This is a genomic window from Novosphingobium sp. NDB2Meth1, assembly GCF_900117425.1.
Classification (GTDB): Bacteria; Pseudomonadota; Alphaproteobacteria; order Sphingomonadales; family Sphingomonadaceae; genus Novosphingobium.
Window position 1 is genome coordinate 41,588 of the sequence record NZ_FPEH01000022.1, and the last position, 21,506, is coordinate 63,093.

The following is a 21,506-nucleotide window of genomic DNA, read 5'->3' on the forward strand; positions in this document are numbered from 1 at the left end:
GCGCGGCAGGAAGGACGAGCGATGATGGAGATCTTCACGATCGGTGGAGGCGAGTACCTGGTCAACATCTTCAATGCGGTCAGCGCCTGGACCGGGGGAGGGGGTTTCCGCGCGCTGCTGCGTGTCGTGATGGTGATCGGGCTCATTTATACCCTGCTCATCGTGGCTTTCAGTCTCGACTGGCGGGCCTGGTTCAACTGGTTTCTAGGTGCGACACTGATCTACGGCGCTCTGGTCGTCCCAGTGACCTCGGTCCGGATTACCGATCGCCTCAATCCCTCGCTCGCGCCGGCCACGGTTGCCAACGTGCCCATCGGTCTGGCGATGATCGCGTCGGTCAGCAGCCAGGCCGGGGACTGGCTGACACGCACCGCCGAAACGGTCTTCGTGATGCCAGGTGCATTGCAGATGTCGACCAACGGGATGATCTACGGTGCGCGGCTTTGGGACCGGACCCGCGACTTTCAGATTCGCGACCCGCGGATAAGCGCAAACCTCGGAGAGTACTTCAAGCAGTGTCTGTTCTACGACATTCTGCTCGGACACACCTCTTTCGACACAATCGCCAACTCGAACAACATCCTTGCCGATATGGGGCCTGGGTCTCCGGCGCGGGGAATGAAGTTCCTGCCTGCGAGCGGGCCACCGATCATCGTCACCTGCCAGAATGCCTATAGCGAGCTGCAGACTGGCATCACCGCCTATACCGAGCTGGGTCTGCAGCAAGAGGGCCGCAAGCTGTTCCCCGGCCTGACGCCAGCTCTGGCGAGAGCGAAGCTGGTTTCTGATCTCCCTGTGATCGCAAACCAGTTCCACGGGAGCTCGCAGACAGCTCAGCAGGTTTTCCAGCAGCGCTCGCTGGTGAACGCTTTCCTCGAGGCGCGGGCCAATCTTGGGGCCGCGGACGGCGATACCTTTGCGATGCTTCGAGCAGAGGAGCAGGCGCGCAACACCTACAGCTCGATCGCTCAGCAGGCGATGACTTGGGTGCCGCTTCTCAACATCGTCCTGACGGTGGTCTTTTATGCGATGTTCCCGGTCATCTTTCCGCTGTTTCTCATGCCGCGGACAGGTACGATGGCGCTCAAGGGCTACTTCACAGGGTTCTTCTACCTAGCTGCGTGGGGGCCGCTTTATGTGGTCCTGCACATGTTCATCATGGACCGCGCTTCCGATGCCCTGAACGCCACCGCACCGGGCGGGATTACCATGGCGGGGATGGCGGGCATCGATGCGGTCAATGCGGATACGGCAACGATCGCGGGCTTTCTAATGATGTCGATCCCCTTCCTCGCCGGCGGAATGGCGAAAGGGGCCATGGCCGTCTCGTCGCAAGCGACCTCGATGCTTGCCCCAGCGCAGGCGGCAGCCGAAGCGGCTGCCGTCGAGCGTACGACCGGCAACTATTCCTACGGGAACGAGAGCTTCATGAACCTCTCAAGCTTCAACCGGCAGTCCGAACAATGGAATGCCGCTCCCTCCTTCACCGGCGGGGCGCCGGTCATGTCGACGGTCAATGCGAATGGGACAACGACAAAGACCATGACGGATGGTGCGAGCGTCTTTGACACGTCGCCGGGCATGAGCCGATTGGCGTTCGGCGCGTCGCTCAGCCAGTTCGCCAATGCCGAGCGGCAGCAGACCCTTTCTGAACTTGAGACGGCGCGGAACACTCTTTCGGAAGAGCGGTCGCGCGCACTTTCGTTCCTCGACCGTACCTCGACGCGGCAAACCAGCGGAGTGCGCAACTCGAGTGGCAGTGAAAGATCGGCGGGCTATCGCTCGGGCGAGAACCTGCAGCGGTTCGACAATCAGTCGCTGGATGCCAGGGACACCGTCAGCGAAAGCGATCGTGTCACGCGGTCGAGGGGAGATCAGCAAACCAACATTGATCGTCTCGAGACGAGCCGCAGCGGCAGTGTCGGGTTGTCCGGCAGCGTTGCAGGCACTCGAGGTGGCGATGGCGGGCCTGGGGGCAAGGGGAGTGTGGGCGCCAATGGAGGTGTCCAAGCTGGCATCAGCGGTAGCCGCCAGCGAACAGACGTTGTCTCTCGAGGAAATGATCGGAACGAAACGCAGGGCTTCGAGTCCTCGACTTCGGACAATCGTTCGAATGGTTCGAATGTCACGCAAGACAGTGGGAGCTACGCTCAAAGCGGAAGCTTCAGCCGGAGTGAGGGCTATTCCGAGAACGCCTACTCGCGTGAACGTGCACTCGAGGAGATCCGGCGGATCGATCAGCGGATCGCCCAGATTGACGAGCTGGCGACATCACTCACCGACAGTACCTCTACACGGGAGGGATTTGGTGCTAGTCTCGCCTTCGACATGAGCCAGATCGTGGCAAGCCGCTATCAGGAAAAGGCGGCGGAACTCGGGATCACTGCACCCAGCCTTGCTCGAACCGACTACAGTCCGCAAGAGCAGGCTGTCTACGAGCTTGTCGCGCGCGAGATCATCTCCGACTACTACGATCAGCGGGTGGCGCCTTTCAATGATCTCATCCCGGAAAAGGGAACGCTTACCGGCAAAGTCGCCGGGCCCGGTAGCTTCACCGAAACTGACCTTAGGGCTCGAGCGCCACAGCGTTCTGGCGGAAGCTCCCGGAATCTTGTCGAGGGATCGACCGATGACTCGATTGGTGCTCGGATAAGCGAAGGGCAGGGGAGCCTGAAGGAGCGCTACGAGGCCAATGGCACCCGCTTTGATGATCGGCGTCGGGAATTTGACGGGGGTCGTTCTACTTCAGGTGGCGCTGACGAGCGCTTCAATGAACGGTTCTATGATCGAGATCAGCGGTAGAGCGGATGGGGAGTTGTGGCAGCGCCCGGATACGATCTCGCAGTTATCAGCTGAGCAAGCTGAATGCGATGAAACCGATGGAAACCAAAATCACGATCCAAGGTCCAGCGCTGTTTCTGGGGTGGCTATCCAGATGAGATCGGGCATCGTTTTCTGGAATACGTGATTTCAAGAAATCTGGATCACCATTCCCAGTCAGGTCGTCAGGTATTGCTCGTTTCGAGAAATCGACAGTTCGCCAGTTTTCATAGTCTTCCATCGTCTTTCTCCAATCTGAACATACCATTATCATGGTTCGATGACAACGATTGGAGGTGGTGTTGGGGACTGGCTGGAGTTGAGCGAAGCAGCATAGGAGGCTGCATTTCGCAGGCGTTATGCTAAGTTGAAACCCGGAGAGAGCGGCAAGCGCCATGTCTGGCGGGCCGTGGGGAATTCATGCTGTCGAAGATTGACGCGACCTATATCGAGCTGCGTGAGCGGGTCATGCTGGGCGACTTGCCGCCCGGTACGTCGATGACCGCTGACGACATTGTCGCGCATACCGGCGTGTCGTTGTCGATGGCTCGCCATCTTCTGGTGTCGCTGGGTGTCGGGGGCTATCTCACCAAGCGTGGCCGTGCCTATGTTGTTTCGACCTTCACGAGAGAACAGATCGAGGAATGGCGCCTTGCGCTGGGAGCGATCGTCGAGATCGGCGCCCTTCGTCTGGCATTGGCGGGAGGTTCGCGGTTGCAGGCGGTGGCCGAGAGCCTTGAGAAGGACGTCCGCAGCCATGCAGTGGAGGATGAGGCGTTCTTTCTCGGGGCGATGTCCTTCGCGACGATCATTTTGGGAGGACCGCAGAGCACCTTGTCCGAGCTGGTCGAGCAGTTCATCCCGCAGGCCTTTTTCAGGCTACTCTGGCTCTCGGACATCTATGCCGAGCGCACGGGTTTCCTGGTTGAAGCTGCGGACAGCTATCTGGTCGCGGCGCGCGCGGGTGATCTTGATGGCGTACGGAAAGCGAGCCGCTTCTTCTTCGATTCAACCGCGCCGGCGCTCCACAAGTTGATCGAGCAGATGGAGCGCAAAGACTTTCCAAAAAGCGCCCAGTATCACGCCCTTCAGGCCATCGAGCCCCAGGTCAGCGGATTGCCGACGTATACGGGGAGTACGAAGGCCGCGCGCCCGCTGCTTGGTCCACTGAGTGATGCCGGCGCGGCCGCGCATCCCTTGTAGCAGCGCTCACACCTCAAGCCGCAAAGGCGGGCTGCCGGGGGTGGATCCGCATGGCAGTCGCAGCGGCAGCGCAATCGCGCGCGTCGCCCTTACAAAGCAATTGGACCATGGTTCGGGCAGATGTCGTCATGCCCTCTATATCCGTCAGCTCCAGGGTCGCTGCTCGCGCATAGACCTGTGCAACGCTGGCGCGCCTTGCATATTCCTCGAGCGTGGCGACTTCGCCTGTCGCTGCGACGACACTGACCATCAATTTCTGGTGCGCGAGGAGTGAGGCGAGCGCTTTGCCGGAAGCCGCAGTTCGGTCGAATGCTTCTAGCCGCCTTTGTATTTCAGGGATGGCAGGAGAAAGGTCCATCGAGACCAGTCTGACGATAGCCGTAGCCTCGATCCCGGCTAGAACCGCCTGCCGCTCCCACATTTCGTTCTTCGTCGGCCGATACCAAACAAACCTAGCCACATCCGCCACAATGAAGCCAAATGCGCGGAGTTCCCCAAACGCATATTCCCCCCAATCCGCGCCTTTACCGGACGCCTCGGCGAGAAGGCGTGGGTCGGGCTCAAGGGGTACACCGTCGCCCCTGATCACTGCGCGGCGGAGATGCTCGATATCGGCATCAGCGCTTTTGGCGAGCTTCTCGATCGCGGTCCGATAGAGTTGGTCGATTCCGTTGGGCATTGCCGGAGGATAGCAGCGAAGGGTGGATCATCAACCGGTCGGCGGCCAATCGCCCCCGTTGAGCTCCTTCACCAATTCAGCAATCCGTTTCCATTCAATGGCGGTTTCATCAAAGGGATCATGGGTCAGAATTCGTTCGCAAGCTGCGTCGATCTGTTCAGCTTCGACCGGAATGCTAGCATCCCTCCGATATGCTTCAATGGCGGCGAGCAAGCGCTTGAAATCCTCGTAATGCCCCATCAAAGCTCCCGCTGAAAACTGATTCAAATCTAGGCCGATAATCCGCGAACTGTCGAGCCACCTTGTCGACTATAGACCGCTTCGCATCTTGCTAGTTCCTTGTACCGTACTGCGAAACCGCTACCGATTGCCCTCTTAGGCAGACCTTACTGTTGTCTGCGAAAGTTGCGATCAGCAAAGCCGCGAGGCTGGATACCTGACCACTGCCAAGACATGTTTCAATCTGCGCTTCACCTCATCGGCAAGCTTTCCGTAAGCAAAACCGATTAGGGGCGCGAGAACTCATCGAACGGGGGGTCCGTCTTTCAGCCGAAACTCCACTTCGTAGCTTTTGAACGAGACGGAGGGCACCGCGCTAAGCGCATAGTGGAGCTTGTCTTCGCCCCGCGCGGCGATGACCAGCCCCTCCACGGTCTCGCTTGGCTGAGCGAGGTGAGCGCTTATCCATCCGATGTAGCGCAGTATCTGCCCTACTACTGCGTCCGACGACTTGTCGCGCTTAAGCTCGATCACGAGCCATTTCGACTCGTGCTTGTGCTTAGCCAAAAGGTCGATCCGTCCGATCGGAGTCGGAAACTCGTATCCTGCGTCCGGCTCCCCGTCTCGAACGTAGATATCCCAGTCCCTGGACAGTTCGAGCTGAGACCAATTGTCGAAGAGGTAGTCATGCAGATGCCGCTCGATCGCGAAGCGGGCTGCAACTTGTCCTGTTGGGGAATCAGCGGTCAGTGGGGTTTCAGAGTCGACCTCGGTCTCTTCCTTATCGCCTGACAGATACCACCAAATGGTGTCGAGCGTCCAAAGGTCGACCTCAAGTTCTCTGGCGAGTTCGTTCAGAACGCCATTAATTGCGGCATAGCGTACGCCAAAGCTCGCTCCGCGCGGCCAGTCAGGCATCAGATCAAGGTCGATCAGCCCGCTCTCCGACGTATTGTTCCAGACACCATACTTGTTTGGGTATGCTACGAGAAGGATCGCTGTGATGATCCCTTTGCCTAGACCCTTTATCTCGGTCGCAGGCCGGGTTCGTTCCTCGATCGGCCGGCTTTCATCGACCAACGCTGCGAGTGCGGCCCGAGTTGCGGTCATGTCAGCACAAATACGGTTGCTCTGCCGAAAGAGCCCAGACCAATGCTTGTTGTTCTCTATAAGAAGAAAGGAGCGCAATACCTTCTCGTCGATCTGTTCGATTTGGCCAGGCTGGAATTGTGGGCCATAGCGATCGACGACGCTATCCCGCGACTCGAGAATCTCTCGGATATCACCGTCCTTCTGCATTGCCGCTTTTGCAGCGCGTAGGCGCCCAAGTGCATCTGCCGAGATTGTTCCGCTCACGGATTGCCCCTTTTTGTATACGCAGACCCCGCAGGCTCTCGCTGCGTTGCGAATATTTGTGATCTAGAGATATCTGCCCATGAAGCCAGTTGTCCTTCCACATGAACGAACAATAGCTTACGAGGCCATTGCCGATATTTACAACAGGATGAGGCTGCCGCTGTATCCTGCCCGCTAAGGAAGACATCGTCGGGCACGGTGGCCAGCAGGCACCGTCATCAAACTATGATCATCACCCGCAAGCTCCTCCAGCAATGACCGACAAACATTGGCATCGGTTGCGTCGTGCTCAGCTCAAGCACGGCCAAACAGACCGGTGAGAAGCGACTTCGGCCTTCGAACGGATGCAATTGCCGTTGCAGCCGTTTGACCGATCACATCTGTAAGCGCGTTCTCAAAATCTCGCGTGACATCGTCGAACCCGGTGCGGGCGTGGACGATCTCATGAAGCAGTGTGCCCGCAAAACTCGAAACCGAAGAGAGCTGGTCGCGACGGATGACGATCGACTGGGTAGAGCCATCCCATAGTCCCAGAGCATCGCTGCCCGTCGCAAGTTCCACCCGCATCGTATTGCTCACGCGAACCGACTGCACATTTTGGGGCAATCCGCCAACAAGCGCGACGATGTCCTCCACCTTCTCAAAAACCGCTCGCTCTGCAGCTGAAAGAGAGCTGGGCTCCACGAAATCAAATACGAAGCTATCGTTCCACTCTGTCTGATATTGGCCGAGATCACGGATCGGCTCACCGCTGAGATCCGTCATGCCGACAACGTCTCTCTGAATGCTGTCGGGTATCGTGATGATCTTGATGCCATCGTTCCGGGCATGATCCACCGAGGACGAATTGGTCATCAATTGATCGGCGGTGACAAATAGGTATTTGCCGCTGCCGCTGAGGATCCGAACGGCGTGAATTGCCACCTCCTTCCATCGAACTTCGTCGCTGCCGAGGCCTGATTGTAATGCCTGCAACTGGTCAGCAAGCTCCGAACCGATTTCCGCTGTGGTCGCATTGAGCAGCATCTGCTTCACGCGATCAGAGTAGGCTGTGCGGCCTACGTTGGTTCGCTCACGATTGAGTGCTTTGCGCATCGGCTCAGTGAGGGCTGTGATGTTATAGGAGAACGCGAAGTTCTCCTCTTCGGCCACCAAAAGGCCAGCTACATAGATCCGTGCCGACACATTCGGCTTCCGTCGAAGAACCTCGCCGATGCGCGTTGATTCGAGCACTTCCTCCTCGGAAAATCGAAGGAAGAAACTTTTTGCCTTCTCCATCTGCTCATCGCTCAGCCCACGTAGAAGAATTGTGGTGCCAACCATCGACGGATCAGGTGATGGCTGAACCGCGGCATGAAGAGTGACCACATCATCGAAGTCACGCTTGGCTATCTGGGCTAGCGTGATCTCGCCGTGGGCGGACCGAATGATCACGGCGACACCATTGCGATGGAGGGTTGCCATCGCATCCTTCAGGCCGACCCCAAACTTGCCAATGACTTTCCCGGCATTCTGGAGCTTCTCGGCGTTTTCATTCTGTGTGAAGTGCTCGTATCGGAGCCCGCGTCCGAAATCGCGGATCATCCAGTCGCCATGTTCGGTCTTGAAGACCTCGATGTCGGGGGTGTCGGTCAATTGTTGTTCGTCGATCGCATTGGCAATCAGTTCACGGACCGCATGCGCGCTCTCCCAAGCTTCTAGGATCTTCTCGATGTTCAGATCGAACAGTCGCGCTGTGGTCATATTTGCCCCTGCTTCTTCCATTTATTCCCGTCGCAGTGAGCAAGGGCTCACCTTACGGCTTCATACCGACCTTACTTCGATCTGGCTTCCATTGGCACCTTTGTGCACAGTAAATCCATTGGGAACAGCCTGTTGCACCAACGGCACGTGAGAGATGAGCCCCACAGCGCGCCGTTCGCCCACGATACTTTGAAGCACCTGCAGGACCTGATCGAGTGTGCCGGCGTCGTTATCGGTGTCTAGACTGCCGAAGCCTTCATCGATGAAAATAGTGTCGAGCCTGATGGCGCCGTTTGTCATTTCGACGATGTCGGACAGCCCGAGTGCTAGGGACAAGGCTGCGATGAAGGTCTCGCCGCCCGAAAGCGTGATGATCTCGCGAGCGCGGCCGGTCTCGATATCATGGACGCGAACGTCCAGTCCTCTCTTGGATCGGCCGCCAACGCTAACGGTGTCGCGCTCAAAGCGATACCGGCCACTGGTCATGGGATCGAGGCGCAGGTTCGCTGCTTCGAGAACCTGATCGAACATCGCACCGATGGCGAATGTCTCGAGACTGGTCCTCATCTCGTTCTGACCGTCGAAGGCTTCCGCAATTCCTCGCAGCGCGCCAGACGATTGCTCAAGGGCTTGAAGGTTCTCAAGCTGGTCTGCCAGACTGGTCTGCAGCTCGACAAGCGATTGGTGTTTCTGCTGAGCAGCAGCGCTCTGCTTCGCTGCCTCGTCGGCGGCGGCCTGTGCTTGCGCGCAGCTCAGACGGTAGGGTTCGAGGCTTTGCCGCTGCGCGTTGCCGACCGCGTTTCTTGCCATCGTTTCCCGCGCGCGGGCTTCAACAAGGGCGGTGTCAAAACCCGCGATTGCCTGCTCCAGTGCAGGGATCTCGGCAATGTCGGGGATCGCCGCGCGATAGTCTGCCTCGGCGATCCCAAGCTCGGTAAGGCGGGCTTCAAATGCTGATCGCTTTGCGGCGAGATCGATGCCGGTTTCGCTGACTGCGGTCGAAGCGCTTTGCAGTGCGGCTGCTGCCTTGATCGCAAGGGCATCGAGCTCGCGCTGCCTCGCGTCGGCATCGGCAAGAGCCTGCTTCCGGCTGCTCACGTCTGCGCTGGCGGTATCGATTGTGGTCTGCAGAGTGTCTTGCTGGCGCAGGTTCTCGGGGACCGATGCAATCTTCTCGTCATACGCCTGCCGGGCCAGTGCCTCTGCAGTCGTTGCCTTACCGAGCGCGTCTCGAGCCTGTTGGAGGGCCGCCGTCGCTGCCAGCTTGCGCTTGCGTGCGCCGTCCAGTTCCTCGGTGAGAAGGCCGATATCGACGTCCGGACCCAAACTGCTGATCTGGCCAAGCACGTGTTGCAGATCGCCATCGATCTCGCTCACGTCGCGCTTTGGCTCCGTGAGCCCGTCCAGAACGGCACGTTTCGCGTCGAGCGTGGCACGGGCCGAGCTGGCGGCAGCCTGGGCCTCGCGATCAGCCTTTGAAGCGGCAAGCGCAGCGCCCTGAGCATTGCGCCACGCCTTTTCGAGTGCGCCCGCATCGCCTGAATCATGCGCCGGATCGGGGTGGTCGCTGGCGCCGCAAACCGGGCAGGGGTGCCCGTCCTGCAATCGCTGGGCAAGGACGCTGGCCTGGGCTGCAAGGAAGGCGCGCTCGTGCATCTCGGCTACAGCGACCGCTTCGGTATGGCGGGCCTGTGCGTCGCGGGCGATCTTTGATGCCTTCTCGCAGGCTTCCTGCGACAATTCCAAATCTTGCGCCGCCTTTGCGAAGGCCTGTGCTGCATCTACTTCGCTCTTCAAACCATCGCGAGTTGCGTTCAGCCTCTGTCGCTCAAGACCATTGGCTTGGGCCGCCGCGAGCGCCGCCTCCTTCTCTTCGCAGAGATCAGCAGCCTGTGCCTCAGCGTCGGCGGCTTGAGAGTGAGCCTGTTTTGCTTTTTCCAGCCCTGCCTCGGCGGCTTCAAGGCCAGCCAGACGCTCGGCGGCATCCACCAGAACTTGCTTGTGGCGGTTCAGCTGGTCGATCTTGCGCGTGATGTCTTCGATCTCATGATCGCGGGAGCGGAGATCGAGCAGCGTCGCATTCGCTGCCGAAAGAGCCTCGCTTGCCTCTCGTGCTCCGACTTCAGCGTTGGCGTGCGCATCAATCGCTTCGCGGTAGCGCCTCTGGGCATCGGCAACGCTGGCGTCGAGGTCCGATATGCGCCGCGCCAAATCGGCCTGGAATCTGCGGGTTCGCATCACCTCGAAAGTCTGGCCCTGTGCCTCGAGCTGCTTGAGTGCAGCCGACGCAGCCTCGACTTCGACAAAGCGCTTTTCCTGCTCTTCAGCGGCCGCATAGGCTTTGTTGGCAACAGCGAGCACGGCCGCTGTCTCCGAGACTGCCAGCTGGGCAAATTCGTACCGTTCAAGTGCCGAGGCGATGCCGTCGGCGAGCTCGTCCGAGCTGCTGTAGCCCTCGGTTTGAAGGCGGCTTGCGTGTAAGCGGTAGCCGTCTTCGATCTCGCGTCTGATGTTCGCGGCATCGGCTTTGAGCTTTTCGGTGAGCCGGCGGTACAGAGAGACGTCGAACAGCTCCCGCAGAATCTCGAGCCGGTCCTTGCTGTTCGACACTAGGAAACGCTCGAACCTCCCTTGCGGCAACAGGACAATCTGGCGGAACTGTTGTGCGCCATAGCCGAGAAGACCTTCGACGTGGCTGAGGACGGCGCCGACCTTCTTTTCTGCGATCGGAACGCCCGAGTTATCCGGACCGACATCATCGATTGCGACGTCCGATACGTCGAACAGCCAGGCAGCGTGTGGCTGCATGGTGTGACCCTCGCCTCGCGCCTTCGGCCGTGCCTGGTCAGGTTGACGCCTGACATAATATCGCTTGGAGCCCAGTTCGAATTGCAGGCTCACTTCGGTCAGCAGATCCTCAGGCGCAAAGTCAGAGCGCATCGTACCGATGCCTTGCTCCTCCTTTGCCCCCTCGCCAAACAGGGCGAAAGAAATCGCGCTGAAGATCGACGACTTTCCTGATCCGGTTGGACCGTAAATCCCGAAAAGGCCGGCATCCGTCGCCTCGCGGAAATCAATCGTCTCCGCGCCGCCATAGGGACCGAAAGCGCTGAGGGTGAGCTTGATGGGCCTCATGCTTCTTCCTCCATCGTAGCGAAGGATTGCAGCGTGGAGGCCACAATCTGCCCTTCCGCCTCCGACAGGGGCTCACCACGGATGAACTCGAGGAATGCGGAGGAGAGCGTCTGCGGGTCATCAATGGCAGCGCGCTGCTCCTCGAGGCGGAGCTCTGCTGGTCGCTCGTTGCGCTCGTAGGAGAGCTGAACGGCATTGGGATAGAATGCCCTGATCCTTTTCATCGGGTCGATCTGCGGGGCGTCGTCCGTAAGAACGACGCGGATGATGTCGTTGGACACTTCCGTGGCCGCGAGCAGCTCGAGCAGCTTGCCTCGGATGGTTCTCACCTGACGCAGCGGCCGCAGCGGCACTTCGGCCACCGTGACAGTGCCGTCGGCCGCAAGGTCGATCAGGCTGACCGACTTCTGCTGACCTTCCTCATCGAACCCGAATGCCAAAGGTGCGCCGGAATAACGGATGTGACCCAGTCCCACCGGTTGCGGGCGGTGAAGGTGCCCAAGGGCCACATAGTGTGCGCCCTCAAAGGCGGCCGCCGATACCGTCTCAATCCCGCCGACCATGCGCGTGAGCGGACGCTCGCTTTCGCTGGTTGCTGCGCCGTCGACAAAGGTATGGGCCACGACAACCCAACGCATTCCCTCGGCCACGTGCTTGCGAGCGCTGGCAAGCTGGGCCCGGATGACATCTGCCGGGCAGGCGATGCCGTCGTCTTCGAAGCACATGCGGGCGGCGTATTCGAAGGCAAAGGGCAGGGCGGAAATGGCCACGGGCCCATGCGCATCGGAAACCACGAGCGGTCGCTCATCTTCATCCAGTGGTCCGCGCACGATCGCCGCGCCGCCATCTGCAAGAACGCCCATCGCACCGATTTGTGCGGCGGAATCGTGGTTGCCCGCGATGATAACGATCGCCGCATCGGACGCTGCACGCACGGTTGTGAGAAACTGCGAGAGGCGGGTTATCGCGTTCTGCGGCGGGTTCGCCCGGTCAAAAATGTCGCCGGCGATGATCACGACATCGGGGCGTTCATCATCGATCACCGCGAGGATCTGGACGAGAATGTGGTCATGGTCTTCATCGAGGGACAGGCCATGAAATTGGCGGCCCAGATGCCAGTCGCTGGTGTGCAAGATGCGCATTATTCTGTCCTCGAATCCAAGTGCATATAAAATTTATATAGACGTGCGGCAGCTCGTCAAGTAGGGTTCGGACATGGACGATCCTGCACTCAAGCCAGCAATGCTCGCCCGCCTGGTCTATCTCGACCGGTGCCTCACATGGCGCGGGCAGGTGAACCGGAAGGACCTGATCGAGCGTTTCGGGATTTCGTCTCCGCAGGCGGCAATCGATCTGAGGGAATATCTCGAGCGGGTTGCAGAGCCGAAGCCTCGTTATGACACGGTCCGAAAGTGTTATGTTGCCAACCCCCACCATCGCGGCCTGCCTTTTATGGAGGATGCAGGCTCGCCGGATGAGTTTGTCGGCCATCCCACATCGAGCGGCCTTTCTATTCTTCCATCACCGGCCCGGCAGTGCCCCCCATTTGTGATGCGTCGCCTATGGCAGGCGGTCGAGCAGCGGCAGAAGATCGAGATCGGCTATGTGTCAATGTCGAGTGGGCTGCGTCAGAACCAATGGATCGCACCGGCGCATTTTGCCTCCGACGGCGAGCGCCTGCACGTTCGGGCGTGGAGTTTCCACCACCGCGAATGGCGCGATTATGTTCCGGTTCGGGTCCATCCCGATAGCACCTTCGATGTGGCACCGGTCGGCGAAGACGTTCCGCGCGATGCTGACTGGGAAGAGTTCGTTGAAGTCCGGCTTCGGCCGCTGAGCAGCCTTACAGAAGAGCAGCAGGCCGCTGTCCGGTTGGAATATGGGTTCACGCAGGAAGTTCTGAGCTTCGAGGTCCGCAAGTCGCTCGAATTCTATGTCGAGCGACGCTGGGGGCTAAAACAGGCGGGTGCGCGATTGGAGCGCTGTTAGCCATCCCGGGCGAGGGGAGTCTGCTGCCACAAGGAAAGGAAATGGCCATGGTTGGAAACACGACCGTCGATCCGCTGGCATGGGCATCGGCGGTGACAAAGCCCGAGATTGACGCTGTCAGGAACCCGCGAACTGGGCATGTGCTCAATGTCCGCCGGTTGATCCGGGCATTCCGGTATGAGCGCGCAATTCTGCTACGCCAAAGACTTAAGGCGCTCGTCAAACGTGAGGAAGCACGCTTCGTCTGCGCGACGTGCGGTGTTCCGGTCTATTTGGCTTGCAGCACGACCAAGCGGTTCTTCTTTCGGCATCGCCATGAAAATGGCTCGTGTCCGGCTGTCACGCGGACGGATCTGAGCGAAGCCGATATCAGGGCCATGAAGTACCGCGGCGCCCAGGAGAGCAGCGCGCACAAGCGGGTCAAGGAACTTCTTCTGCGGAGCCTCTCGGCCGATCCACGGTTCAAGGATGTGGCCTCAGAAAGGACCTGGAGAGCGAGCGAAGGTCTCTGCGGCCTCCGCCGACCTGACGTTTCGGCGCGGACAGACACCCACAGACTGGCCTTTGAGGTGCAGCTGAGCACAACCTTCATGGACGTCGTGCTGAGCCGGAAGGAGTTCTATCGTGCCGAAGGGGCTGCGCTCGTCTGGGTATTGCCGTACTTCCATCCGAGCTATCGTCGCATGACCGTTGACGACATCCTCTTCGGGAACAACTCCAATATCTTCGTTGTCGATGAAACCACGGCAGCAGCGTCCGAGGCGGCAGGGGCCTTCATCATGACATGCTGGTACCGCAAACCGTTCCTTCAGGGCGATGACATCGTCGATGAGTGGGTTGAGCGAATGGTCCGGTGGGATGAGGTCATGGTTGATGTGAACAGCCAGACCATCATCGTCTTCGACTATGCCCAGGAGGTAGCAAGGCTCCGCGAAGAACTCAGAGCAGCCCACTTGGAAAGGATCGCAGCTATCGAGGCCGCCGCAAGGCAGGCCCTAGAAGACCGGGAGAACGAGCTGAGCGAGCAAGTGCTTCGGTTCGTTCTCAATGCCACACGCGATGACGATGACATGCCTCGAAATCAGGAATGGGCTCTCCTCAATGACCGCCTTCGTTCCATGGGATACGGTCTGGACGGGGAATACCCGGACTTGCTTACGGCTACGCGCATCGTCCATCTCATCGAGAGCGCAAGGGCGGGAAGGCCGGTTGGCTTCGGCTACAAGAGCTTCGCTGAGCTAGGCCATCATCTCATCCACCAGCATCCCGAGCTGCTTCTCGCTTTCGGCCACATGCTACGCAGGTTTGGAACAAAAGAGGCGCTGTATCGCGACGATCGAACAGGAAAGCTGAAGGCAAAGCTTGAGCCTGTGCGGGCCGACCTACTCCATGACCCGAAATACAGGATGGCAGAGGATGAGGAGCGTTTGTGCGCGTTTCTTTCCATGGGAGCATCTCGAAAGGCACGACCCGGCAACGACAATCGCGACCAGCAAGGACGCGAGGCGGCATAAGCTGACCACTGCCAGCACAGGACACGACTAATGGGATTTCTTGCGCTCGTCTCAGCTGCAACCTTTGTCTGCACGCCCGTTGCCGTCTGGGATGGAGATGGCCCGATCTGGTGCAAGGAGGGGCCGAAGATCCGGATCGCCGGCATCGCAGCCCGCGAAATGGATGGGACCTGCTCGCGAGGGCACCCATGCCCGTCGTCTTCTGCAGTGGCGGCCAGAGATGCCTTGGTTCGTTTGCTAGGTGGACCGAAGGGCCAGCGCGACACCGGTCACATCATCGTGCGAGCGCCAGCGATGCGATGTACAGCGGACGGGCAGAGCTATGGCCGTGTCGTTGCCAGTTGCAGGCTTTCAGATGGTCGAGACCTCGCTCAAGCTATGCTGGCCACCAAGACGGTTTTGCGTTGGCGTTGAGGCTGCATGCTCGTCATGCTTTTTGCGGAAGGCCGCTGACCTGTTTCATCAATCGATTTCGTGGTTTATGCAGTCCTGAATTGGAGGAATCCTGTAAACCGTGCAGATAATCGACAACATCAACGTTCTGCTCGGGGACGCGCTCAAGAAAGACATCAAGCGCGGCCAGCGGCTCCGCATTGCCGCATCAAGCTTCTCCATTTTCGCGTTCGAGGCTCTGCGCAAGGAGCTTCAGCAGATCGAAGAGCTGCAATTTCTGTTCACCGAGCAGACGTTCACTGCCGAGCGTGCGACAGACGGAAAGACGCGTGAGCGCCGCGAGTTCTTCATCCCGAAATCCAAAAGGGTTGCCGGTCTCTCCGGGACGGAGTTCGAGATTCAGCTCCGCAACCGGCTGACCCAGCGTGCGATCGCGCGTGAGTGCGCTGAGTGGATTCGGAAGAAGGCGCGCTTCAAGTCCAATGCGTCCTCGGCCCCAATGCAGCAGTTCCTTGCGGTTGACGGTGCGCCGGCCAGCGTCGCCTACATGCCGCTGTCTGGCTTCACGGCAGTCGACTTGGGCTATGCTCAGGGCAACGCTGTGTCGAATTTCGTGAACCGCTTCGACGAGGCGATGCACACCCAGAGCTACATCCAGCTCTTCGACACCATCTGGTCCGACCCGTCGCGCGTGGAAGACGTCACCGAGGCGATCTGCGACCACATCGCCTCGGTCTATCGGGAGAATTCCCCCGAACGCGTCTATTTCATCATGCTCTACAATATCTTCCATGCATTTCTGGAGGATATCGACGAGGACGTGCTGCCCAATGACCGGACGGGCTATCAGGAGAGCCTCGTCTGGCAGAAGCTGTTCAACTACCAGCGTGATGCGGCAACCGGGATCATCAACAAGCTCGAGACCTTCAACGGCTGCATCCTGGCGGACAGCGTCGGTTTGGGGAAGACCTTCACCGCCCTGGCGGTGATCAAGTACTACGAGCTGCGCAATCGCTCGGTTCTCGTGCTGTGTCCGAAGAAGCTGACCGATAACTGGCTGAACTATAACACCAACCTGAAAACCAATCCGTTCGCCCGGGATCGGTTCAATTATGACGTCCTGTGCCACACGGACTTGTCTCGCACCTCGGGCTCATCGAACGGCATTCCGCTCAACCGGGTGAACTGGGGCAACTACGATCTGGTGGTGATCGACGAGTCCCACAATTTCCGGAACAACGATGCGTTCAAGGAGAAAGAGACCCGTTACCAGAAACTCATGAACCAGGTCATCCGGGCCGGCGTGAAGACGAAAGTGCTGATGCTGTCCGCGACACCCGTGAACAACCGGTTCAATGATCTGCGCAACCAGCTGGCCCTGGCCTATGAGGGTCACTCAGACACGCTGTCGGAGAAGCTGAATACCACCGCCAGCGTCGAGGAGATCTTCCGCCGGGCACAGGCTGCCTTCAATCGCTGGTCCAAACTGCCGCCCGAGCAAAGGACCGCGGAGACGATCCTGACAGAACTCGATTTCGATTTCTTCGAGCTGCTCGACAGCGTGACGATCGCCCGGTCACGCAAGCATATCACGACCTTCTACGACATGACCGACATCGGCCATTTCCCGCAGCGCCTGAAGCCATTGTCTTTCCGGCCGCCGCTGACCGATGTGCCTGGCGCCATGGACCTCAACGAGATTGTTGCGCAGCTGACGCTGCTCAAGCTCTCGGTCTATGCGCCAACCAGCTACATCCTGCCGAGCCGCCTTGCCAAGTATGAGGCGCTCTACGACACGGATGTGTCGAGCGGTGGTGGGAAGCTGCGGCAAGCTGACCGCGACAAGAGCCTGCAGGCCCTGATGACGGTCAACCTGCTGAAGCGCCTTGAAAGCTCAATCCATGCATTCCGGCTGACCTTGGGCTCATTGGCGGACAACATCCGCAAGACGCTGGAGGTGGTTGAGGACTACCGCTCAGGCCGCAGCGCCAGTTCTATCGTCGACTATGCTGACGACATCGAAACACTCGAGGCTGAAGACGATGAGTTGGAGGGTTTCGGGGCCTACCGTGTCGGCGGCAAGGTCCGGATCGATCTTGCGGACATGGACGTGCCCGGCTTCGCACATGATCTTGAAGCAGATCTCGCCCTGATCGATGCCCTTCTGGGTGAGATGACCCGCATCACGCCTGACCATGACAAGAAGCTTCAGCATCTGAAGAGCCTGATCGGCGAGAAGCTGGACCGGCCGATCAACCCAGGCAACCGCAAGGTGATCATCTTCACCGCCTTCGCTGACACGGCGCACTACCTCTATGACCAGATCGCCGCGGAGATGTTGGCGCAGCACCGCCTTCACACCGGGCGCGTGACAGGGTCGGACGCCCCAAAATCCACGCTCGGCAAGGGATATGACTTCCAGACGCTGCTCACCCTTTTCTCGCCGCGCTCAAAGGAGAAGGCGGCCATCATGCCCGATGAGCCGGGTGAGATCGACATTCTGATCGCCACCGACTGCATCTCGGAAGGCCAGAACCTGCAGGACTGCGACTTCCTTGTGAACTACGACATTCACTGGAACCCCGTCCGGATCATCCAGCGGTTCGGGCGGATCGACCGCATTGGCTCGCCCAATGCGCAGATCCAGCTGGCGAATTACTGGCCGGACATCACCCTCGACGATTACATCAAGCTCAAGGAGCGCGTCGAAAACCGCATGATCATCGCCGACGTCACCGCGACCGGCGATGACAATGTGCTGACCGCCAAGGCCAGCGACACGGCCTATCGCCGCGAACAGCTGCGCCGGCTGCAGGAAGAGGTCATCGAGCTCGAGGATGTCCGCACCGGCATTTCGATCACGGACCTGGGGCTGAACGATTTCCGCATGGACCTGCTCAACTACGTGAAAGAGCATGGGGATCTCGCATCGACACCCAAAGGGCTTCATGCGGTGGTCCCGGCTGAACCAGCCAAGGGCCTGGAGCCGGGCATTATCTTTGCTTTGAAGGCCGTGGGCGGAGATGCTTCGGCAAACCGACAGAACCGCCTGCATCCCTACTATCTGATCTACATGGGCAATGATGGGAGCGTCGTCGCCGATCAGACCCAGGTGAAGCGCTTGCTCGATCTGGTGCGGACTGCGGCCAAAGGCGTGACAGCCCCGGTTCCGCCAGCATTCCGGCCCTTCAATGCCCGAACGGCCGACGGACAGGACATGAGCGGGCCCTCCCAGCTTCTCAACGCCGCTATCCGCGCCATGATTGACGCCAAGGAGGAGCGGGATCTCGACAGCCTTTTCTCGGCCGGTGCCACCACTGCGCTCTCCCACACCATCCGCGGTCTTGAGGACTTTGAACTGATCGCCTTCGTCGTTGTGGAGCAGGCAGAGGCCGGAGCTGCATCGTGACCCTCTATGCGTGGCCGCCGCGTACGGCATTTGGCCGCGCGATCCCGAAAAGCCGGATATACGGCGCCGCGCAGGTCCCGCGCGCGATGCAGGCCAAATTCGTCGATCAGGTCGAGCGCATGGAGTGGACCCACGTGCTTCGTGCGGATCGGTTGAACCTACGACCTTCGGCAGACGTCGAGGAAATAGCGGTCATCGCGATCGACCTGCATACGCCCGACGTCGAACCGGCAGTTCTGGTGGCGATCGAGAAGGCCATTCCGCGGCCTCTGATCCTCGAACTCAACCATGCCGGGCGCACTCGGATGGCAATGGCGTGGAAGCGCCCAAGCCAGGCGGAGGCGGGCAAGTGGGTTACCGCAACGCACGCCTTCACGGCTTGGGAAGCGGGGGACGCACCGCGTCAGGCTCTGCCCACCGCGCTGGACATGGGCACGCTCTATGCACGGCTGCTCGAGCCTCTGCTACCGCCTAAGCGAAGCGACGACGAGCCGATTGCAGCGCGTGTCGCCCGGGCTGAAGAGGCCGCACAGATTGAGCGTGAGATCACGCGCCTTGAAAATGCTCTGGCGAGGGAAAAGCAGTTCAACCGGAAGGTTGAGGTGAATGCGGCGCTTCGGGCGGCGAAAGCAAAGCTCGGGGAACTAAGGGGCTGATTGTATTGAATGGACGGTGGACGCTGGCGTAGCCGCTACGGGGGTATCGGCATCCACCCTTTGGGCGGGATGCTCCCATGGCTGCCCCATCCAAATTTGCCGATCAAGTGCCGCTGACTGTTCGACAAAAGCTGTCGTGGCCGCTAGGAATTTGGGCCATGGACAAGATGAAAATGCACAGCCCGGACCTGTCTCAGGACAACATTGCCAAGATCCGCGCCCTTTTCCCTGATTGCGTGACAGAGGCCGCCGACGAGCAGGGCAATATCCGGCTCGCCGTGGATTTCGATCAGCTGCGCCAGACGCTTTCGGATCATATCGTCGAGGGCCCGCAGGAGCGCTATCGGCTTGACTGGCCCGGCAAGCGCGAAGCACTCCTCACCGCCAATGCTCCGATCGCCAAGACCCTCCGCCCCTGCCGCGAGGAGAGCGTGGACTTTGACACCACCCAGAACCTCTTCATCGAAGGCGACAACCTCGATGCGCTGAAGCTCCTTCAGGAAAGCTATCTTGGCAAGGTAAAGCTGATCTACATCGATCCACCCTATAACACCGGCAAAGACTTCATTTATCGAGATAAGTTTTCGTCTTTGAAGGCCCAGTACGAGAATCTTACTGAGCAGCGCGACGCCGACGGCGGTCTGCTGGTAGCTAATCCTGAAACCAAGGGGCGGTACCATTCCGACTGGCTCACTATGATCTACTCTCGCCTGAAGGTTGCGAGAAACCTGCTAGCAGAGGACGGTCTGATCTTCATCAGTATCGACGATGTGGAACAGGCTGCCCTGAAGCAGCTCTGCGCAGAAATATTCGGTGAGAAGAACTTTATTGCCCAGCTGACTTGGGAAAAGGGCCGAAAGAACGACGCGAAATTCTTTTCACTCGGCCATGAGTACATGCTTGTGTATGCACGCAATCAGCTAGTGCTGCGTGAGCGAGGCGAAATTTGGCGCGAAGAAAAGCCTGGCGCTAAAGAAATTTGGGATGAATTTTTACGCCTGCGCGGCATCCATGGTGACAATTTTAGTCTAATGGAAAATGAATTAAGCGCGTGGTTTGCAGAATTGCCTAAATCTCACCCCTCTAAAAAATGGTCGCGATACAAACGCATAGACAAAAATGGGCCTTGGCGAGATGATAACATATCGTGGCCAGGAGGAGATGGTCCACGGTACGATGTCATCCACCCGGTTACCAAACAACCTTGTGCCGTCCCGGAGCGGGGATGGATCTATTCGTCCCACGAGACCATGATGGAGAAGATTAAAAGTGGAATTGTCGAGTTCCGTGCAGACCATACTGATCCTCCTCAGCGCAAGACCCACATTCGACCGATCCCGGAGGAATTGGATGACGACTCTGATTTCTTAGAGGAAGTAGACGATGATCAGGGTGATACCGAACTGGCGACCCAAGTAAGGCCCTCTGTGATTTACAAACAGTCTCAAGTCGCTGTGAAATACCTTCGAAATTTGATGGGTGGAAAGGTCTTTAATAACCCCAAGGATCATGAAGAACTGGCAAAACTCATTGCCTACGTTACCCCTCGCAATCCTGATGCGATTATTATGGATTTCTTCGCGGGTTCTGGGAGTACAGCTGAAGCAGTCTTAACGGCAAATGCGACCGCAGGCACAAATTATAAATTTGTGGTCGTGCAGTTGCCCGAAGACCTTGATCAGGCCGCTGCAGCAACGACGGGCGCAGCCAAGAAAACGGTGCAAAACGCCATCAAATTACTGGTTAAGTTGGGTAGGCAGCATCTGCTCTCCGAAGTCACGAAAGAGCGCATTCGCCGCGCGGGCATGGAGGTCTTGAAGGGGAATGTCAGTGAGGGCTGGAACCGAGACGTCGGCTTTCGCGTGCTGAAGATCGACAGCTCTAACATGAGCGACGTTTACTACCGTCCCGATGAGGTGAGCCAAGATGAGCTCTTCGGGCAAGTCGACAGCGTAAAGCCTGATCGCACCGGCGAGGATCTGCTGTTCCAGGTGCTGATCGACTGGGGTGTGGAGCTGACCCTGCCGATCAACCGCGAAGCCCTGCATGGCAAGACCGTTTACTCGGTAGATGGCAATGCGCTGATCGCCTGTTTCGACACCGGCGTCACTGATGAGTTGGTGAAGGAGATCGCCGCCCGCGCACCACTGCGCGCCGTGTTCCGCGACACCAGCTTTGCCCGCGATGCCGATCGCATCAACGCCGAGCAGCTCTTCCGCCAGCTCTCGCCGGGCACCGAACTGAAGGCCATCTGAGCGATGGATCAAGCTTCGCTCACATCACTGCTCACCAAGCTGCGGCGCCAGGGGGTGATCGTGAACAAGGGTCCGCGGGCGGCGCCGCAATGGATGCTTGCAGAAAGAGATGCGCGATGATTGCGGCCTCTTGCA

14 protein-coding genes are annotated in these 21,506 nt (G+C 59.0%); 7 read left to right on the top strand and 7 right to left on the bottom strand.

Going from position 1 to position 21,506, the window contains the following annotated elements:
* Positions 1–21 precede the first annotated feature (21 nt).
* Positions 22–2,802: a conjugal transfer protein TraG N-terminal domain-containing protein gene (locus NDB2M1_RS16235; RefSeq protein ID WP_072383919.1), complete on the top strand. Its 2,781-nt coding sequence runs from the start codon at positions 22–24 to the stop codon at positions 2,800–2,802.
* Positions 2,803–2,848: 46 nt separating this feature from the next.
* Here NDB2M1_RS16235 and NDB2M1_RS22145 read toward each other — a convergent pair whose 3' ends face one another.
* Entirely contained in the window at positions 2,849–3,061 is a 213-nt protein-coding gene (locus NDB2M1_RS22145; RefSeq protein WP_137775965.1) for a hypothetical protein, read from the bottom strand.
* Between the two features lie 179 nt (positions 3,062–3,240).
* Between NDB2M1_RS22145 and NDB2M1_RS16240 the strand changes: the two genes are divergently transcribed.
* Complete coding sequence (locus NDB2M1_RS16240) at positions 3,241–4,023, top strand: GntR family transcriptional regulator (RefSeq protein ID WP_022677998.1); 783 nt, start codon at positions 3,241–3,243, stop codon at positions 4,021–4,023.
* Positions 4,024–4,036: 13 nt separating this feature from the next.
* Here the strand turns inward: NDB2M1_RS16240 and NDB2M1_RS16245 are convergent, their stop codons facing one another.
* The 6 genes from NDB2M1_RS16245 to NDB2M1_RS16270 all read right to left on the bottom strand — a co-directional run bounded on the left by NDB2M1_RS16245 (position 4,037) and on the right by NDB2M1_RS16270 (position 12,297).
* Positions 4,037–4,702: a hypothetical protein gene (locus tag NDB2M1_RS16245; RefSeq protein ID WP_072383920.1), complete on the bottom strand. Its 666-nt coding sequence runs from the start codon at positions 4,700–4,702 to the stop codon at positions 4,037–4,039.
* A gap of 30 nt (positions 4,703–4,732) precedes the next feature.
* Positions 4,733–4,942 (bottom strand): hypothetical protein, encoded by a 210-nt coding sequence (locus tag NDB2M1_RS16250; protein ID WP_072383921.1) that lies wholly within the window; start codon positions 4,940–4,942, stop codon positions 4,733–4,735.
* A gap of 282 nt (positions 4,943–5,224) precedes the next feature.
* The gene (locus tag NDB2M1_RS16255; protein WP_143146802.1) at positions 5,225–6,277 is read right to left on the bottom strand and encodes an endonuclease NucS domain-containing protein; all 1,053 of its coding nucleotides are present in this window, start codon (positions 6,275–6,277) and stop codon (positions 5,225–5,227) included.
* Between the two features lie 294 nt (positions 6,278–6,571).
* Positions 6,572–8,041, bottom strand: coding sequence for a hypothetical protein (locus NDB2M1_RS16260; protein WP_083554917.1), 1,470 nt, complete (start codon positions 8,039–8,041; stop codon positions 6,572–6,574).
* 39 nt (positions 8,042–8,080) lie between these two features.
* Positions 8,081–11,155: an AAA family ATPase gene (locus tag NDB2M1_RS16265; protein WP_072383922.1), complete on the bottom strand. Its 3,075-nt coding sequence runs from the start codon at positions 11,153–11,155 to the stop codon at positions 8,081–8,083.
* On the bottom strand, positions 11,152–12,297 hold the full coding sequence (locus NDB2M1_RS16270) for an exonuclease SbcCD subunit D (RefSeq protein WP_072383923.1): 1,146 nt from the start codon (positions 12,295–12,297) through the stop codon (positions 11,152–11,154). The genes NDB2M1_RS16265 and NDB2M1_RS16270 overlap by 4 nt, the downstream gene beginning before the upstream one ends.
* Positions 12,298–12,370: 73 nt before the next feature.
* Here NDB2M1_RS16270 and NDB2M1_RS22150 point away from each other — a divergent pair, with 73 nt between their 5' ends.
* From NDB2M1_RS22150 to NDB2M1_RS16300, 5 genes are all read left to right on the top strand, one after another.
* Positions 12,371–13,144: a WYL domain-containing protein gene (locus tag NDB2M1_RS22150; RefSeq protein ID WP_072383924.1), complete on the top strand. Its 774-nt coding sequence runs from the start codon at positions 12,371–12,373 to the stop codon at positions 13,142–13,144.
* A gap of 41 nt (positions 13,145–13,185) precedes the next feature.
* A complete protein-coding gene (locus tag NDB2M1_RS16280) occupies positions 13,186–14,658 on the top strand; it encodes a DUF6035 family protein (RefSeq protein ID WP_072383925.1) in 1,473 nt (490 codons plus the stop codon).
* A gap of 514 nt (positions 14,659–15,172) precedes the next feature.
* The gene (locus NDB2M1_RS16290; protein ID WP_072383927.1) at positions 15,173–18,460 is read left to right on the top strand and encodes a helicase-related protein; all 3,288 of its coding nucleotides are present in this window, start codon (positions 15,173–15,175) and stop codon (positions 18,458–18,460) included.
* Complete coding sequence (locus NDB2M1_RS16295; protein WP_171955425.1) at positions 18,457–19,116, top strand: DUF4391 domain-containing protein; 660 nt, start codon at positions 18,457–18,459, stop codon at positions 19,114–19,116. The genes NDB2M1_RS16290 and NDB2M1_RS16295 overlap by 4 nt, the downstream gene beginning before the upstream one ends.
* Positions 19,117–19,193: 77 nt before the next feature.
* Positions 19,194–21,371, top strand: coding sequence for a site-specific DNA-methyltransferase (locus tag NDB2M1_RS16300; RefSeq protein WP_216234037.1), 2,178 nt, complete (start codon positions 19,194–19,196; stop codon positions 21,369–21,371).
* The last annotated feature ends 135 nt before the right edge of the window (positions 21,372–21,506 follow it).